This window comes from Hymenobacter setariae (genome assembly GCF_007713685.1).
Lineage (GTDB): Bacteria > Bacteroidota > Bacteroidia > Cytophagales > Hymenobacteraceae > Hymenobacter > Hymenobacter setariae.
In genome coordinates this window covers 136,777-153,523 of record NZ_VMRJ01000004.1, presented here as the reverse complement: position 1 = coordinate 153,523, position 16,747 = coordinate 136,777, and the positions used below count along the sequence as shown (strand labels likewise).

The window sequence follows — 16,747 nt, the reverse complement described above, 5'->3', positions numbered from 1 at the left end:
AAATAGCAGCCGACAATAAGGAAAGCGTAAAAATACAAAAATGCGAAGCCGCCGGGCCCATTCGGGCAAACCGGCAACTTCACATTCTTTGCAGTCTATGCGTTTTTACCCCCTAGGGCTAGCCGTTACGCTTATTCAACTCATCACGGATTTTCGCCGCTTTTTCGTAGTCTTCTTTGTCCAGCGCCTGCGCCAGCATTTTGCTGAGCTCTTCTACCGGCACCTGGCCGCTCGGCTCGCGGGGCTCGGTGGGGCGGGGAGTAGGGCTGGGGCTATCGTCATCATCGTCGTCATCGTCGCGGTCCTGGTCATCTTCATCTTCCTCCCCGGCCTCGTCGAGGTCCGAAAGGATGATTCCAGCTTCGCTTAGCACGCTTTCTACCGTAAAAATCGGCACCCCGAAGCGCAAGCCAATGGCAATGGCATCGGAGGGGCGAGCATCAATCTCGAAAGTGGTAGCCCCGTCGGAGCACACGATGCGAGAGTAGAAAACGCCTTCTTTGAGGTCCGAAATAACGACCTCGATGATTACCACGTGCACGTGTTCGGCAAAGGCCTTGAACAGGTCGTGGGTGAGGGGCCGGTTAGGGCTAATCTTCTCAATTTGGATGGCAATGCTCTGGGCCTCAAACATGCCGATGATAATCGGCAGGCGCCGGTTGCCGTGCTTCTCGCCCAGAATAAGGGCGAAGGAGCCGGACTGCGACTGCGAGGAGGACAAGCCCAGGATTTCGAGCGGAATTTTTTTCAAGGGTCGCGGGGACGTTTAGCGTCCGGGAAACGGGTACTAGAGTTCTGTACGACAAATAAAGCGATGAAGGTCGGAACTAGCCCGAAAAAGTACGGCCAAGCCACGGCTTGGTACGGGCCAATACCCACCGAGTAGCACCCGGCGTGGCCCGCACCAAGCCGCAGCCTGGCCCTACAAGTGGCTTAGCTCAGCTCTTTTACGGCCGCCGTTAGCTTGGGCAGCACCTCAAATACATCGCCCACAATGCCATAATCGGCCGCCTTAAAGAAGGGTGCCTCGGGGTCTTTGTTGATAACCACAATCACCTTCGACGAGTTGACACCCGCTAGGTGCTGGATGGCACCCGAGATACCGCAGGCAATGTACAGGTTGGGCGATACCGTGATACCCGTCTGGCCCACGTGCTCGTGGTGGGGGCGCCAGTCTACGTCGCTCACGGGCTTAGAGCAGGCCGTAGCAGCACCTAGGGCCTTGGCTAGGTCCTCGATGAGATTCCAGTTTTCGGGGCCTTTCATGCCGCGGCCACCGCTCACTACGAGTGAGGCCTCGGGCAGCAAGATGCCGCCGGCTTGGTCCTGCATCACTACCTGCTTGGGTGCGTCGGCAAAGTCGGCGTCGCCAAGCTGGGCCGAGAAGGCGGTTACCTCGGCCGTTTTGCCAGCCTCGTGCTGCGCCTCAATCGAGTTTTTCTTGAGGGCAATAATCTTGCGGTCGCTGCTCAGCACCACGTCCGAAAACGCCTTGCCCGAGAAGGCACCACGCTTCACTACAAACTGGCCGCCGTCGGTTTTGGGCAGCTCCACTACGTTGGTAGCCAGTGCCGCTTGCAGCCGCACCGACAAGCGCGAGCCTACGGCTGCCCCGACGTTGCTGTTAGCCAGCACAATTACCTTGGCGTCTTCCTGCTGGGCCGCCGTGGCAATCAGCTTGGTGTAAGCATTATTTACGAAGTCCTTGAGGCGGGGCTCGTTATCGTAGAGCACCTTGCTGATGCCCTGCTCGCCGAGCTTAGCCAGATTGGCCTCAGTGGCTTCGCCTACGGCGATGGCCGTGGCCGAGGTGCCCAACTGGGCGGCCACCTGCGCGCCGTAGGTGGCTACTTCGAGCGAAGATTTTTTTACCTCGCCCTTGTCACATTCAACTACTACTAAAACAGACATAGTCTTAAAATTTTGTCATCCTGAGCGCAGCGAAGGACCTTATCACGTCCACTGCGTTGAAATTAGGAGAAGCTAGCGAAGGCAGCCGTGATAAGATGCTTCCTTCGCCAGCATGACAGGCAGTATTAGATTACTTTCGCCTCGTTGCGGAGCAGCTTAATTAGCTCGCCAGCATTGGCTGCGTCGATAAGCTTCACGCCCTGCTTCTTGGGAGGCAACGCAAACTCAGCCACCTGGGTGCGGGGAGCTTCGCCGATGGCAGGCACCACTTTCAGGGGCTTGGTGCGGGCCGTCATGATGCCGCGCATGTTGGGGATGCGGGGCTCGCACATGGGCTGCTGGCACGAGGCCACGAAGGGCGTATTTACTTGCACGATTTCTTTGCCGCCTTCGATTTCGCGCTCTAGGGTGGCGGTGTTGCCGCTCATATCGAGCTTCATAGCGGGCGCCACCGTGGGGATGCTAAGTAGCTCGCCCACCATGCCGTGTACCTGGAAGCCATTGTAATCAATACTTTCCTTACCCATCAGGATAACATCGTAATTGCCTTCTTTAGCAATGGCCGCAATTTGCTGGGCCACGAAGAAGGCATCAGTAGGAGCAGCGTTGACGCGGATGGCGTCGTCGGCCCCAATGGCTAGGGCCTTGCGAATGTTTGGCTCGGTGTCGGCCTCGCCCACGTTAAGCACCGTCACGGTGCTGCCGGCGTTAGCCTCCTTTAGCTCAATGGCACGGGTAAGGGCGTATTCGTCCCAGGGATTAATCACGAACTGCACCCCAGCCTTATTAAACTCTTTGTTGTCAGGCGTGAAGGCAATTTTAGTGGTCGTGTCGGGCACGTTGGAAATACAAACCAGAAACTTCATCTAAGCGAGGGTAGGGTGAGAAGATTATTGCAAAAGTAGTCGGCTTGCATAACATCCACCAGCCCTAAAAAGGTCGGCAGCGGACGCAGGAAACCAGAATGCGGCGCGGCGGTCGCAATTTCGCCTCAAATATAGTCTGAACTCCGCCCCTAGGTCCCTTTTATGAGCCCATCTGCCCCCAGCCGCTTACAGCAATTGCTTGCCTTTTACGAAGAAGACCCCACCGACCCATTCACCATTTACGCCCTAGCCACCGAATACCGCGCCGACGACCCCAAGCGAGCTTGGGACTACTACCAGAAGCTACTGACCGAGCACCCCGACTACGTGGGTACCTACTACCACGCGGGCAAGCTACTAGAGGGCTTTGGTAAAAAAGACGAAGCCGAGCAAGTGTATCGCAAAGGCTTGGTAGTAAGCCGAAAAGCCGGGCAGCTGCACGCCGCTAGCGAGCTGCAGCAAGCGTTAAATAGCTGCCTAGGAATGGATTATGAAGATGACTGAACGCTAGTCATTTATTATTTACTGACAATAAGAAAAGGAATCTTTGCCCATACGCGGGGCACACATGGTGCTATCGCGCCAGAATAGTATAGCCCTAGCATCACGACTATGCCCACTAAAATCCTTCTAGTCGAAGACGAACCCAAGGTATCGGCCTTCATTCGGCGTGGGCTTGAAGAAGAAGGCTACGAGGTAACGGTGGCCTACGATGGCACCTTTGGCCAGCGCCTGGCGCTGAGCGAAGAACTTGATTTGTTAATACTAGATGTCATTTTGCCCGGCCAGAGCGGTCTAGATGTACTCAAGGCTGTACGTGCCCAAAACCAGGAGTTGCCCATCTTGATGCTTACAGCTCTAGGTACCACCCAAGATAAGCTGCTGGGCTTTGACGGGGGCGCCGACGACTATCTCGTCAAGCCCTTTGACTTTGCCGAGTTGCTGGCTCGGGTACGCGCCCTTACGCGCCGCCGGGGCCACGCCGAGGCCAAAGGTAGCCAACTGCGCCTAGCCGACCTGGTAGTGGACACCGCCGCCAAAACGGTAGTGCGTGCCGGCCAACCCATCAAACTCACCGCCCGCGAGTTTAATCTACTTGAACTATTACTGCGCCACCAGGGCCGGGTGCTGAGCCGTGGCGAGATAGCTGAGCACACCTGGGAAGAAGCCTTCGACGCGGGCTCCAACGTGATAGATGTGTACGTAAACTATCTGCGCAACAAAGTAGACAAGGGCTATGATAAAAAGCTTATTCACACTGTGGTAGGCATGGGCTATGTGCTGCGCGAGGAGTAGGACCTAGGGGAATAAGTAACAATAAAAAAGCCTCCCACTTTGAGGGAGGCTTTTTTTATGCACCTGAAAAGATTAGTTACGAGTCATCAAGTTGTTCGTTGACAGCTCGGAAGAGGGGATAGGCCACACGTAGAGCGGGTTGCTAGGGTCTACCGCGCTTATAGAGCCTTTGCCAGGGATGGTAGCATTTAGCCGCATGATATCAATGTTGCGAATGCCCTCACCTAGAAACTCAATGCGGCGCTCTAATAGGATGGCGTCGGTGAATTCAGAAGCAGAAGTAAAGCCTGTGTAAGCCGTGCCATTTGAGCGCGTGCGCACGGCATTGAGCAAGGCTAGAGCACGAGTATCAGCGGCACCGTTGGTGCGCACTAATGCTTCGGCTAGACTCAACATTACTTCCGAATACCGAATGACTGGGGCCTTGTCAGTATAAGGGGTGCCGGTAGGGTATTTCGTCAGGAAGCGCTCGTTGCCTACGGCCGCCACAAAGCTGGTGCGGCGAACATCAGAAGCTCCAAAGCCAGGATTAGCTAATATCCCTCCGGTAGTGGCGCTGGTGCCTGTGTTGAGGCCATACTCTCCATTGCCGCCTAGCGAAGTAGGCAGGAAGTAATAGGCAAGTTGGTTTTGGGTGCCGGGCGTGTCTTGAGCCGTGAAAGGGAAGGATAGGATGCTTTCGGTAGTTTCTTGGGGTGCCGCAAACACACTAACAATCGACGAATTCAAGGCGTTGGCTACCCCGCCCGAGGGAGCCACGTAGGGCGCCGCAGTGGGTACTAGCTTGTTTGCTTCCCGAACTACGTCGGCGTAACGTCCCATAGTCAGATACACGCGGGTTTTGAGCGCGATAGCCGTGTTTCGGTGGGCTCGGGTCACGTTGAGGGTCGAGGCCGACACGCTGCCTTGGCCGGCAGTATAGCTAGTGGGCAGGGCTGTTTCTGCGGCATTGAGGTCCAGCAAAATCTGGTCGTACACCTGAGCTACTGTACTGCGAGCCAAATCATTGTTACCTAGGCCGCTTTCGGCTTGTAGGCGCAATGGCAGGCCGGGCCGCGTGCCCCCGCCATCGGCATAGGGGCGGGCATAGAGCTGCAGCAGCGAATAGTAGCACAGGGCGCGTAACAAGCGGGCCTCGCCTTGATAGGCAGTTACCGTGCTAGCAAAGCCACTTGGAAAAGGACTAGCTGTGAACTTGGTAGTATTAGCATCCAGGCCCGCCAGAAAAACGTTGATTTGGTTGATGGCCTGGTAGGCGGCGCCCCATACGCTGATGACATCATTTTGCGAAGTTTCGGCCAGCGTGTGGTTCCACACCTGCAAGCCGGTTACGCCGTTGGTGGTACGGTTAATGAAGTCGTTGGCACGGATATCGCCGTACACTTGATAGCGTCCCCCCAGAAAGCTACCCACCTTCACGTAAGAATACAGACCGTTTACCTGTGCTAATACGCGCGAGGGTGTGTCGAAGGCTAGGCCCCCGTCGAGGAGAGCTTTGGGCGTTACGTTAAGGAGGTCATTTTGGCAAGAGAAGGAGCCCAGTCCTAAAGCGGCCGTGCATACGGCTGCCAGAATACGATTACGAAAAACTGATTTCATATAAAATAGCGAGCGGGGCGATTAGAAGGTAACGTTGATACCGGCCGTATAGGAACGAGCTTGGCCTATCGAGTTGCGGTCGACGCCGGGTGCTAGGTTGCTACCGCCATTCACCGAGATTTCGGGGTCAATGCCGCTGTACTTGGTAAAGAGCGCCGCGTTCTGCACCTGTGCATATACGCGAACATTGCTTAGCTTGAAGCCATTAACTAACTTGGAGGGGAAAGTGTAGCCTAGCGACACATTGCGCAAGCGGATAAAGTCGCCTTTCTCCACGTTCTGCGACATTACAATGCTAGAGCCGTTCGATACGTTATCGCCGTACACCAGGCGGGGCCACTCGGCATTCGTGTTGTCTGCCGTCCAGCGGTTCTTGATATCAGAGGCGTTGTTCCAGAAGCGCTGGTCGTGCAGGCCGGCCTTGGTACCGTTGTAGATGTAGTTACCACCCGAGTACTGGAAGAAGATACCTAGGTCAATGCCCTTGTAGCGGAACGTGTTGTCGAGGCCCCCGTAGAAGGTCGGCAACACGGGGCCGAAATACTGGCCGTCGCCGAGTTGTGTAGGCGACGAGGTGTTGGCCCCAGTGGTACCATCGGCGTTCAAGATTGTCCAGCCGGTCGAGCCGGCGCCGGTAGTACCTAGGTGGTTGTACTGCACCCGGGTGCCATCGGCCTTCACCAGCACGCGCTGACCGTTGCGGGGGTTTACGCCCTCACTAGGCACGGCCAGGATAGAGCCAATGGAACGGCCCACGGTAGTATAGTTGGCTACCTCTAGGCCCGACGTGGCGCCCGAAATACGTTGGTCGTCGTTCAACAGCGATAGTACTCGGTTGTCGAGAGTGGTCAGGTTGCCGCTTACCGTCCAGGTAAATGCTTTGTCCTGTATTACGTTGTAGCGCAGGTTGAATTCAAAGCCCCGGTTGCGCATCGAGCCCACGTTGGCCGGAATCGAGTTGCCTGGAATACCGCGCGACGGTGCCTGCGGCACGTTCAAAATCAGACCATCTACTAGGTTATAATAGAACGTAGCGTCACCCGTCAAGCGGCTTTGCAGGAAACCAAACGCAATGCTGGCGTCGGTCTTCTTGCTTTTTTCCCAACCGATGTTGGGATTGGCAGCCTGCGTATAGTAGAAGGTGCTAGCGTTTCCGTACAGGAAGGAGTCGTAGAGGGGCAGCGACACGTAGTCGTAGATGCCTTGGTTGTTGCCGGTGGTGCCGAAGCTACCCGACAGCTTCAGGAAGTCGAACGCCTGTGCGAAGCTCGAATTTTTCCAGAAGCCTTCCTCTGACACTACGTAGCCAGCCGAGAGGCCATAGAAATTGCCAAACTTGGTGTACCACGCCGAGTAGCCATCACGGCGGCCCGTAGCCGTAAACAGGTACTTGCGGCCGTAGTTATAAGTAAAGCGACCGAAGAAAGAGGCTAGGTAGTTGGCGCCTTGCGTGTTGCCCGAGGCCGCAATGTTGAGGTAGTTGCCCTGGAAGGTGGTGAAGAAGGGGTCAGCTACACCGGTGCGGGTAGCGCCCCAGCGCTGCACGTCGGTATACTGCTGCTCATTACCTGCTAGCAGCGAGAAACTATGTTCGCCGGCGGTTAGGTCGTACTGCGCCGTGTTCTGCCAGTTCCAGCGCTTGTTGGTGCGGTAGTAGTCGCTGGCCGAGCCACCCGTCGAGTAGCCGTCACCAGCCAAAGAAGTATAATACGACTTATCCTCAAAGTTGAGGTTGTCGATACCGTATTGCGTACGCAGGTGTAAGCCTTTTATTACTTCTACGTCGGCGTAAAGAGCGCCTTGCAACTGATTGCTTTCCGACGTGAAATAGTTGTTTTGCAAATCAACTACTGGGTTGTAGTAGCCCGGCAGCAGAGGTGCGCCCGTGGTGGGGTTAATGTTAGGGCCGGCGCCAATGCCCGCACCACTAGTATTGAAGGTCCCGTCGGCATTATAGGGCGAGATGTTGGGCGGCAACACCAGCGGCAGGCGACCTAGGCCGGCCGTGCCAAATGCGCCATCACCCACCGAGCCTGAGTTGGGCGACGAGTTGTAGGAGTTGGAGTAATTGACGCGGGCACCCACTGTAACGCGGTCAAAAAGCTTGTGCTCGACATTGACGCGGGCCGTGTAGCGCCGGAAGTCGTTGCGCACCAGCATACCCTTCTGGTTGGAATAACCCACCGAAGCCAGGTAAGTGGTTTTTTCAGTGCCACCCGAGAAGTTCAGGTTGTGGTTGTTAGAGAAGCCTGTGCGGTAGATATAATCGTACCAGCGCGTGTCGGCAGCATTGGCCGTAACTTGACCAAAACCCTCAATGTTGGTGGCTGCCGCCCCAATGGCCGCCCGGTTCGCGTTTAGGTTACGAACAGACTCGTTTTTCAAGTTTACGTAGTCCGTGGCGTTCAGTACGTCGTAGAGGCGCACTGGCTTTGTAATACCTACCCAGGCGTCGTAGTTGAGTTTAGCCTGACCTTTTTTGCCGCGCTTGGTCGTCACTAGAATGACACCGCCATTGGCTCGGGAACCATAAATAGCCGTAGCCGAAGCATCTTTCAGTACTTCGATATTCTCAATGTCTTCGGGCGCAATGTTGGCTAGTGGGTTGTTCGGTACACTGCCAATAGCCGAGTTATTGCCACTGTAAGTAGGAATGCCGTCGATTACGAATAGCGGGCTTGAGCTAAGCGCTATCGAATTGGCTCCACGAATACGAATTACGGGTGGGTTATTGAGTACCCCGTTAGGGGTCGTTATCTGTACCCCCGTCGCCCGGCCTTGTAGAGCTTGGTCGAAACTTTGCACGGGTGTGTTGGCAATTTCCTTACCTGTAATAGTGGCAACCGAACCGGTGAGCTCACGGCGTGACTGTGTGCCGTAGCCAACTACTACCGCTTCATCGAGGCTAGTGGCGCTAGCAACCAATGTTATATTAATGGGGCCGTCGCTGATTCGGGCCTCCTGGCTTGTGTAGCCAACAAACGAGAAGACTAGTGTGGTAGCTGTAGCGGGCGCTGATAGGGTGTAGCGACCATCCATATCGGTGGCGGTACCCTGAGTGCCCCCTTTTACGAGCACCGTAACACCTGGTAAGCCAGCGCCGTCACTACCAACTACTCGACCAGTAACAGAACGGTTCTGAGCGTGCAGGTCCCGGGCTCCCACCAGCATCACAACAGCAGAGAGAGGGAATAAGAGTTTCCTCATAGTAAAAAGTTAAATTATGAAAAAGAACCAGAGCGCCAAATATAAAGGCAGGCCACATTAATTAACCATCACAAATTCATGAAAGCCATAAAAAATAATAGCGATTTTTGCTAAAACCCTTTAGCAATCGGAAAAAGCCCTTTGAAAAGAACCCCAATTTTGTGAAAAATCTGAACTTCGTAACGTCAGAAGAAGTGTTGAACTTTCTCCATACTAGCCAAGCATAGCTTTTGGCAGTTACGAAGCAATAGGTAGCGCTTTAAATGACCGTGCTCAGACAAGCCATAGCACCCGCTGAGTTGCGTTAAATGGCGACGTAAAGCAGGTAAGAAAACCTAACCAGTAATTTGCGGGCTCTGTCTATTCCATGACCATCCGCAATCGCCTGACTTGGCTTTTCGTGAGCATCGTAGCTGTGCTGCTGCTAGCCGTGCTCACGGCTGTATTCTTGCTTCAGTTTAGCTCCTCGCAACGCGAGTTTCAACAGCGACTGCGCGAGCGGGCGCAGGTTACGAGCTACATCTACCTCGAAAAAGATGAGATGCGCGCCAGCGCCTTCCGCGACTTTGAGAAAAAATATCTTCAGCTGCTTCCCAACGAAATTTTGCAGGTATACGACGCTAGTGGGCGCGTGCGCTTTGTGGCCGAAGATGAGCGCGTGCGCCTCAACGACGCGCAACTAGCCCGCATCGTCCTGTATAAGGAAGCGTATTTCAAGATTGGCGCGCGGCAGGCGATAGGCATTTTTTACCGCGATAACCAAGGCGACTACGTGATAGTAGCCGCAGCCGAAAACGTGTATGGGCAGCACCGACTGCGCAGTTTGGCTACTATTATGGCGGGCATTTTTGTGGCGAGCCTGCTCCTTATTTATATAGTAGGGCGCATTTTCGCGGGCCGGGCCCTAGCCCCCATCGCGGCCCTCAACGACCAGGTAGACCGCATTACGGCTCAAGACCTGCACCGGCGGGTAGACGAGCCACTGCGCACCAGCGAGAAAGACGACCTGCGCCGCCTAGCCCGCACTTTTAACCGCCTGCTCGGGCGACTCGAAACTAGCTTCGAGGGCCAGCGCACGTTTGTGCGCAACGCCTCACACGAGCTGCGCACCCCCCTCACCAGTAGCATTGGGGAGCTGCAAGTGCTGCTGGCCCGTGAGCGCTCGGCCGAAGTATATAAGGAAGGTGCTACCTCGGTGCTAGGCGAGCTACAGCAGCTCAAGCAGTTGATAAATAACTTGCTCGACCTAGCGCAGGCCGATGAGGCCGTGCCTTTGACCGAAGACATTCGCCTTGATGAACTGCTGTGGGAGGTGCGCGAGGCCGTGGCGCCTGCCCAGCGTGGCCGCGTACAGGTAGACCTAGGCGACCTTAGTGAGCTGCCCGATGACCCGGCTGTATTTGAACTGAAGGGCCATCGTGTGCTGCTGGCCCGCGCCCTCGGCAACCTAGTTGATAATGCTCTGAAGTACTCGGGGGTTGAGCAGCGCGTCACGCTTAGCCTGCGGTACCTAGCCGGTAGTGGGCTGGTGGTACGCGTGGCCGACGCTGGCCAGGGTATTGCCGAAGAGGATTTAGCGCAGGTGTTTCAGCCATTTTTTAGGGCCGCGGGCGTGCGGGGCGTGGTAGGGCACGGAGTGGGATTGCCCCTGGCTCAGCGCATCGTAGCGCTGCACGGTGGCACGTTGGTGCTGCGTTCAGAAATAGGGCGTGGGACAGTGGCAGAGGTGGCTTTTAATCAATGAATAATAGATGAATTATAGTCAAGCTTAGTGGTTGTGCCGGCACATAAATTTTTCATTCTAATCTGTTTCTAATGTATCTCTAATTGTAGCCTAATGTTGGCGCTGCACATTTGTATTGTCAAGGCCTAGATAGGGCCGACTACAAGCAAGTGATTTTAGCAAGATTCTTAGGCGCGGCCCGCCGCTGCCTACTACCTACCACGGCCCGGCCCACTTACGGAGTGAGCCAATGGCTTCGCTACGGCGGCCTGTTGCTGGGGCTAACCGTCGGGATGGCCGCCCACGCCCAGGCGCCCCTCGCAGCTACCCCAACTGCCTCCGATACCCTGCGCCTGACCTTGCCTGAGGCCGAAGCGCGCTTCGTGCAAAACAACCTGCAAGTGCTGGCCCAGCGCTACAACATCACGCAGCAGCAGGCGCTGGCGGTGCAGGCCCGACTTATTGATAACCCCACGATTACGCTCGACCAGAATGCCTTGCAGCAGGCTATTCACCGGCAGGGTGCGGTAGGCGACAACCCCGACCTGCGCCGCAACCAGGTAGCCATTCAGGCCCAGCAGTTGTTTGCGCTGGCCGGCCGCCGCAAGGCGGCGGGCCGCGCCCAGCAACAGGCGGCTGTGGTCGAGCAGTTTAACCTCGAAGACTTGGTGCGTAACCTGCGCTTTCAGCTGCGCACCACGTTCTATGACATCCACTACCGCCGCCAGACGCTGCGCGTGTACGACACCGAAATTCCGCAGTTGCGCAAGACGGTGGACTTGTACCAGAGTCAATTTGAGAAGGGCAACATCGCGCTCAAGGAGGTTATTCGCTTGAAAGCCTTCTTGTTTACGCTCGAAACCGAGCGCGTAGGATTGATAACCGACCAAGCTAATTCGCAGGCTGACCTGCACATTTTGCTGCGCGACTCGACTAACGCGGTATACCGGCCGGTAGTCAACTCTGACCGCGTACGCGACTTATCGCTGAATGCTTTCCCCGAGCAGCAACTCATCGACACGGCCCTGGTGCGCCGTGCCGACCTGCTGAGCCGCCAAGCCGAAGTGCAGCGCCAGCAGCTAAACCTGCGCTTGCAAAAGGCTGTGGCCACGCCCGACCTAGCCGTGGGCTATAGCTACGACCGCCTAGGTTCGTATTTCGACAACTACAACTCAATAACGCTAGGTGTGGCGGTGCCCATCTTCAACCGCAACCAAGGCAACATTGCGGCGGCCAAGGCGCAGATAGGGCAGGCCCAGGCGCAGGCCGCCGAGCAGCAGCTCACGGTGCGCCGCGACGTGCACGAGGCCTACCAGGTGGCTCAGCGCCAGGACGACCTCTACCAGCACACCAGCCGCGATACCACGCCCTTTTCGCGCCTCATCGACAACATCGAGCAGGGCTACACCAAGCGCCTCATCACCATCGTGGAGTACCTCGACTTTTACGAGGCCTATAAAAACAACGTGTTGCAGCTCAATACGCTGCGCGCCAATCGGATGCGAGCCTTTGAGAATGTAAACCTCGCAGTAGGCCGCGTGCTGCTCAAGGCCGAGTAGGTCCATTATCAATGAGCAGTTAGCAGCCGATAAGCTGATACTAGGTGCTCATTGATTTGCAACCCACTGGCTGTTAATAGATAATTGCTCATTGCTACTTGAACTAATGAATCGTTCGACCATCCTCTTCCTCCTTACCCTAGGTCTCGGCGCGTGCTCCAAGCCGGCCGAAACGAAGGAAGAACCCACTGCTGCTAAGCAGTTTTTTCTGCCCAACCAAACCCTGAAAGAGCTAGCCTTCGACACAGTGCGCCTCGAGCCGGTGCGCAGCGAGCAGTCGTACTCGGGCCAGGTGACGACCAACGGCGACAAAACCGCCAACGTGGTGCCCTTAGTGGGCGGCGTGGTCGAAGACCTGCGTGTGGAACTCGGCGACCACGTCACCAAAGGCCAAGTGCTGGCTGTGGTGCGCTCGGGTGAAATCGCGGACGTGCAAAATCAGAACTCTAATGCCGGTACCGACTTGGCTATTGCCAGGAAGAACCTAAGCGTGGCCGAAGACCAGTTCAAGGCTGGCCTGGCGGCTGAGCGCGACGTGGTGCTAGCCCGCGAAGAACTGCGCAAAGCACAGAGCAACCTAGGCAAAACCAACAAGCAACTCGGCATCTATGGTGTCGATAAAAACGGGCATTACAACATCACGGCCCCGATTTCGGGCTTCATCACCGACAAGGACGTGACGGAGAACATGCAGTACACGACGTCGAGCGTGGACAAGTTTTTCACCATCGCTGACCTCGACCAAGTGTGGGTGCTAGCCAACGTATTCGAAGCCGATATTGATAAGGTAAAGGTTGGTTATAAAGCTGATATCACTACGCTCTCGTACCCCGATAAGCACTTTACGGGCGTGGTAGACAAGGTTTTCAATGTGCTCGACCCCGAGAGCAAAGCCCTGAAAGTGCGCATCAAGCTGCCGAACCCCGGCTACTTGCTCAAGCCCGAGATGTACGCTCAGGTCCGCATTCTAAACACGGGCACGCAAAAGGCTATTTCGGTACCCGCCAACGCGGTGGTCTTCGACAAAGACCAGCATTTTGTGCTCGTGTATAAGAGCCAAAAAGAGGTTGATACCCGCCCCGTGACGGTAACCAAAACGGTGGGTGATATCAGCTACGTAGCCGGCGATTTGAAGCCTGGCGAGGTGATTATCACTAAAAACCAACTGCTCGTGTACGACGAGCTGAATGATTAAAGCCAGGTCATGCAGCGCGCAGCGAAGCCTCTCGCGTGGAGCAGTACTCGCTAACGCTTGAGGTTAGTGCGGCACGAGAGATGCTTCGCTACGCGCTGCATGACAGACGATTGCAAAATCATAGAAGTCATTATCGACTTATAAATGAATAAGTTCATCCAAGGCATTATTGCCTTTTCCCTGAAAAACCGGGGCTTTGTTTTTCTGCTTACGCTCGTGGCGATTATCGCCGGGGTGGTGAGCTACCGGAACACGCCCATCGAGGCGTTTCCGGACGTGACGAACACCGAAATCACCATCATCACGCAGTGGCCCGGCCGCTCGGCAGAAGAGATTGAGAAGTTCGTGACCGCGCCGATTGAGATTGCGCTGAACCCCGTACAGAAGAAAACCAGCGTGCGCTCGACTACGCTGTTTGGCTTGTCGGTGGTGAAGGTGATTTTCGACGATGGCGTGGACGATGCCTACGCCCGTGTGCAGGTCAATAACCTGCTCGGCGGGGCCGACCTGCCCGATGGCGCCGAGCCCGAGGTGCAGCCGCCCTACGGCCCCACCGGCGAAATCTATCGCTACACGCTGACCAGCAAAAACAAAACGACCCGCGAACTGAAAACTATTCAGGACTGGGTAATCGAGCGCAACCTGAAAGCCGTGCCCGGCGTGGCCGACGTAAATAGCTTCGGCGGCGAGGTGAAGAGCTACGAGATATCGGTAGACCCCAGCAAGTTGCAAGACTTTAGCTTGACGCCGCTCGACCTGTACACGGCCGTGCAGCGCTCGAACATCAACGTGGGGGGCGACGTGATAAACGAGGGCCAGCAGAACTACGTGGTGCGCGGCATCGGCCTGCTCAACAACATTTCGGACATCAACAACACGGTCATTAAGAACGTGAACAACGTGCCCATCCTCATCAAGGACGTGGCGCAGGTGAAGGAATCGGCGCTGCCCCGCCTAGGTCGGGTGGGCCGCGGTCTGGAGGACGACAAGGTAGAAGGCATCGTGGTGATGCGCAAGGGCGAAAACCCTTCCGAAGTCATCAAGTTGCTACAAGCTAAAGTGCAGCTGCTGAACGAGAAAATTCTGCCGCCTGATGTTAAAATCAGCACGTTTTACGACCGGCAGCAACTCATCGACTTTTCGACCGAAACCGTGATTCACAACCTCATGGAAGGCATGCTTTTCGTGACGGTGATTGTGTTTCTGTTTATGGCTGATTGGCGCACGACGCTGATTGTGAGTATCATCATTCCGTTGGCGCTGCTGTTCGCATTCATTTGCCTGCGCCTGCGGGGCATGAGCGCCAACCTGCTCAGCATGGGTGCCATCGACTTCGGTATTATTATCGACGGCGCCGTAGTGATGGTGGAGGGGCTCTTTGTGGCCCTCGACCACAAGGCCCACGAGGTAGGTATGGAGCGCTTCAACAAGCTCGCCAAACTAGGCCTCATCAAGAAAACCGGCCGCGACATGGGCAAGTCGATTTTCTTTGCCAAGGCCATCATTATCACAGCGTTGCTGCCAATTTTCTCCTTCGAGAAAGTGGAAGGTAAGGTATTTTCGCCGCTGGCCTGGACGCTGGGTTTTGCCCTCCTAGGTGCCTTGATTTTCACGCTGACGTTGGTGCCGGTGCTGGCCAGCATCTTGCTGCGCAAGGACGTGCGCGAGAAGGACAACTTCATCGTGCGCGGCATCAGCAAGGGCGCAAAGAATGTATTTGGCTTCACTTACGCCCGCAAAACGGCGAGCTTGTTGTTTGCTGCTGCACTCGTGGTGGTGGGCGTGGGCATGTACCAGTTCCTAGGTACCGAATTCTTGCCCGAACTCAACGAAGGTTCGATATATGTGCGGGCGCAATTGCCGCTGAGTATCTCGCTGGATGCTTCGAATAAGCTCTGTAATGAGATGCGGCGGGTGTTTCTGCAATTCCCGGAAGTGAGCGATGTGGTGAGCCAGACTGGCCGCCCCAACGACGGTACCGACCCCACGGGCTTCTACAACAACGAGTTTCTGGTGCAAATCAAGCACGATGACGCGACCCAGAAAAAGATGAAGTCGAAGGCGTACCGCGAGGAGCTTATCGAGCACATGAAGGAGAAGCTGAACCGCTTTCCGGGCGTGGATTTTAACTTTTCGCAGCCCATTACCGATAACGTGGAGGAAGCTGCCTCGGGCGTGAAAGGCTCGATTGCGGTGAAAATCTACGGCACCGACCTCAAAATAATGGAGGGCAAGGCCCGCCAGGTATTCGAAGTATTGCAGCACGTGGACGGGATTGACGACCTAGGACTGTTGCGCAACATTGGCCAACCCGAGCTGCACGCCGACCTCGACGAACGCCGCATGGCCAGCTATGGCGTGAGTAAATCTGACGCTAACGCTGTGCTCGAAATGGCGGTGGGCGGTAAGCAAGCCAGCCAGATGTACGAGGGCGAGCGCAAATTTCCCATCCGGGTGCGCTACGAGCCTCAGTTTCGCGAAAGTCCGACTGAGGTAGCGGCCCTGATGGTGCCCACCCAAAGCGGTAAAACGGTGCCCCTGAACGAGATTGCCGACATCAAGCAAGTGACCGGCCCGAGCCTGATTTACCGCGACGACAACACCCGCTTCTCGGCCGTGAAATTCTCGGTGCGCGGCCGCGACCTAGGGTCGGCCATTGCCGAAGCGCAAGCCAAGGTGGACAAAGTGGTGCAGCTGCCCAAAGGCTACAGCATGAAGTGGACCGGCGACTTCGAGAACCAGCGCCGCGCCTCGCAGCGTCTCGCACAGGTGGTGCCCATCTCGCTGGCACTCATCTTCTTCATTCTGTTCATCTTGTTTGGCAATTTGAAAGATGCCGGTTTGGTGCTGCTCAACGTACCGTTCGCGCTTATCGGCGGCATTGCGATGCTGCTGATTACGCACACCAACTTCTCGATTTCGGCCGGTATCGGCTTCATCGCGCTGTTCGGTATCTGTATTCAAAACGGCGTGATTCTCATCAGCGTCTTCAAGCATAACATGCTCAATAAGATGAGTCTTGACCGTAGCTTGTCGGAAGGTGTGGCTTCTCGCGTGCGCCCCGTGGTAATGACAGCGCTCATGGCCATCATCGGCCTCATGCCGGCCGCCCTCAGCACCGGTATCGGCTCCGAAACTTCGAAGCCGCTGGCTATCGTGGTTATCGGCGGCCTGCTCACAGGCACAGTGCTCACGCTGTTCATCTTCCCGCTGATATTTGAGCGCACTTACCGCGCCGAGCACACGCACTACGCCGACGACTTGCCCGCCAACCGGCCGGTAGCGCATGCCTAGGTACCATTAATTTGAGAATAAACAAAGAGGAGCTTACACCATTGGTGTAAGCTCCTCTTTGCTTTTGAACGGTTGTCATGCTGACGAAGGAAGCATC

The 16,747-nt window shown here is 55.9% G+C and carries 11 protein-coding genes; 6 read left to right on the top strand and 5 right to left on the bottom strand.

Annotated features, from left to right (window positions below; all coding sequences use genetic code 11):
• Positions 1–118 precede the first annotated feature (118 nt).
• The 3 genes from FNT36_RS15510 to FNT36_RS15500 form a co-directional block, all read right to left on the bottom strand.
• Positions 119–751 (bottom strand): bifunctional nuclease family protein, encoded by a 633-nt coding sequence (locus FNT36_RS15510; RefSeq protein ID WP_144849559.1) that lies wholly within the window; start codon positions 749–751, stop codon positions 119–121.
• Positions 752–933: 182 nt separating this feature from the next.
• Positions 934–1,911, bottom strand: a complete 978-nt coding sequence (locus FNT36_RS15505) for an electron transfer flavoprotein subunit alpha/FixB family protein (protein ID WP_144849557.1) — start codon at positions 1,909–1,911, stop codon at positions 934–936.
• A gap of 125 nt (positions 1,912–2,036) precedes the next feature.
• On the bottom strand, positions 2,037–2,777 hold the full coding sequence (locus tag FNT36_RS15500; protein WP_144849555.1) for an electron transfer flavoprotein subunit beta/FixA family protein: 741 nt from the start codon (positions 2,775–2,777) through the stop codon (positions 2,037–2,039).
• Between the two features lie 162 nt (positions 2,778–2,939).
• Between FNT36_RS15500 and FNT36_RS15495 the strand changes: the two genes are divergently transcribed.
• Both FNT36_RS15495 and FNT36_RS15490 read left to right on the top strand, forming a co-directional pair.
• Entirely contained in the window at positions 2,940–3,281 is a 342-nt protein-coding gene (locus tag FNT36_RS15495; RefSeq protein ID WP_144849553.1) for a tetratricopeptide repeat protein, read from the top strand.
• Positions 3,282–3,389: 108 nt separating this feature from the next.
• Positions 3,390–4,073 carry a response regulator gene (locus tag FNT36_RS15490; RefSeq protein ID WP_144849551.1) on the top strand — a complete coding sequence of 228 codons (684 nt, stop codon included), beginning with the start codon at positions 3,390–3,392 and terminating at the stop codon, positions 4,071–4,073.
• A gap of 72 nt (positions 4,074–4,145) precedes the next feature.
• On the opposite strand, the gene FNT36_RS15485 is transcribed toward FNT36_RS15490, so the two are convergent.
• A complete protein-coding gene (locus FNT36_RS15485; RefSeq protein ID WP_144849549.1) occupies positions 4,146–5,672 on the bottom strand; it encodes a RagB/SusD family nutrient uptake outer membrane protein in 1,527 nt (508 codons plus the stop codon).
• A gap of 21 nt (positions 5,673–5,693) precedes the next feature.
• A complete protein-coding gene (locus FNT36_RS15480; protein ID WP_144849547.1) occupies positions 5,694–8,879 on the bottom strand; it encodes a SusC/RagA family TonB-linked outer membrane protein in 3,186 nt (1,061 codons plus the stop codon).
• 367 nt (positions 8,880–9,246) lie between these two features.
• Between FNT36_RS15480 and FNT36_RS15475 the strand changes: the two genes are divergently transcribed.
• The 4 genes from FNT36_RS15475 (at position 9,247) to FNT36_RS15460 (ending at position 16,650) form a co-directional block, all read left to right on the top strand.
• Positions 9,247–10,623: a sensor histidine kinase gene (locus FNT36_RS15475; RefSeq protein ID WP_144849545.1), complete on the top strand. Its 1,377-nt coding sequence runs from the start codon at positions 9,247–9,249 to the stop codon at positions 10,621–10,623.
• Positions 10,624–10,844: 221 nt separating this feature from the next.
• Entirely contained in the window at positions 10,845–12,161 is a 1,317-nt protein-coding gene (locus tag FNT36_RS15470; RefSeq protein ID WP_144849543.1) for a TolC family protein, read from the top strand.
• Positions 12,162–12,267: 106 nt separating this feature from the next.
• Entirely contained in the window at positions 12,268–13,356 is a 1,089-nt protein-coding gene (locus tag FNT36_RS15465) for an efflux RND transporter periplasmic adaptor subunit (RefSeq protein ID WP_144849541.1), read from the top strand.
• Positions 13,357–13,500: 144 nt separating this feature from the next.
• Positions 13,501–16,650 carry an efflux RND transporter permease subunit gene (locus FNT36_RS15460; RefSeq protein ID WP_144849539.1) on the top strand — a complete coding sequence of 1,050 codons (3,150 nt, stop codon included), beginning with the start codon at positions 13,501–13,503 and terminating at the stop codon, positions 16,648–16,650.
• The last annotated feature ends 97 nt before the right edge of the window (positions 16,651–16,747 follow it).